This is a genomic window from Streptomyces sp. NPDC051907 (assembly GCF_040681075.1).
Classification (GTDB): domain Bacteria; phylum Actinomycetota; class Actinomycetes; order Streptomycetales; family Streptomycetaceae; genus Streptomyces.
The window spans coordinates 1-1,212 of the sequence record NZ_JBFAYB010000247.1 but is presented as its reverse complement, the minus strand read 5'-3'; the positions used below and the strand labels follow the sequence as shown (position 1 = coordinate 1,212).

Annotated in this window: 2 protein-coding genes; one reads left to right on the top strand and one right to left on the bottom strand. The window is 27.7% G+C overall.

Annotated elements, in window-relative coordinates:
* Positions 1–672: type II CAAX endopeptidase family protein (locus tag AB0M39_RS42140; RefSeq protein ID WP_365374526.1), on the top strand; the 672-nt coding region annotated here is incomplete at its 5' end.
* A 210-nt stretch (positions 673–882) separates the two neighbouring features.
* Here the strand turns inward: AB0M39_RS42140 and AB0M39_RS42135 are convergent.
* On the bottom strand, positions 883–1,212 hold a 330-nt coding region (locus AB0M39_RS42135), incomplete at its 5' end, for a hypothetical protein (RefSeq protein ID WP_365374523.1).

The following is a 1,212-nucleotide window of genomic DNA, read 5'->3' as shown; positions in this document are numbered from 1 at the left end:
AGAGGAAAAATGATAAATATTTGGAATAAATCTAAAACAGTTATATTAGCACTATTTTTACTATTTCTTTCACAAGTACCTTTATATTACGTAGAATATGAAAATGAAAGGCAAAATCTATTTGGAGTTGCAAATAAAATTACAGTGAATTTCATTTTAATTGGTCTGTTGATTATTTTAATTGCTATAATGTTAGGCATAAAAAATGGATTTTACAAAAACGCTAAGAGAACGTTAAAGTGGAAGAATATTATATTAATCTTAATACTGATAATACCTTCAGTTGCATTAGACATATTATTTAGCCAGTTTATACAGTTCCATCATTTGGGAAGAATGGATAACCAAATAGCAATAGATAGTGTAATGGGTTCATTGTTGTGGTTTGGCAAAATCTTAGGAGTTGCATTACTTGCCCCAATACTTGAAGAAAGTATTTTTAGAGCATCGATTTATAAAATATTTAGCAATAATAAAATTGCATTTGTTTTTTCCAGTTTATTATTTACATTTATGCATAGTGGCTATAGCTGGGTTTTTCTTATTTATCTACCTATGAGTTTGGCGGTAACGTTTATCTATCATCGTAGAAGAATACTAACAGACTCTATCGTATTTCATTCATTCTTTAACTTATTGATTACTTTTGTTAACTTTTTAATGGTAAATTAGAGGTATATGGAATACAGAAACTCATTTGCTTATCATGATTGAGTTCCCGAGCGCGAACGGGAAATTTATTCCATCAAGGATTGAAGTTTGAGAATACTTAGATTCTTTTGTACAATAAAAAAACCAGTCTCTGATTCGCATATCATCAGAGACTAGGTTTTTACTTTTATTTAAGTATTACTCAAAAACATCATAAAATTTATCATTTTTTTAATTGTATGTCTTACCAATTGCAAAAATATAGAAAATACTACCTACAAATGCAATTATTAAACCCAGTAATACCATCCAAAGAATAATTTCTCCATTATGAACTGTCAAGGGTAAGCAAAAGCCTAACATGGATATTAATGGTGTATAGGTTCTTTTGTTATAAGTATTCCAATTTAATAGTAAGGAAATAAAACAAATCAAAATTCCTAGTACATAGACAAAAATTAATAAAAACGAATCTAGCTGAGCAAAATTACCATTAAGCTGAAGTAACCCTTTTGATAAAATTGAACTCATCTTATTATGATATTGATTATCATAATAAGA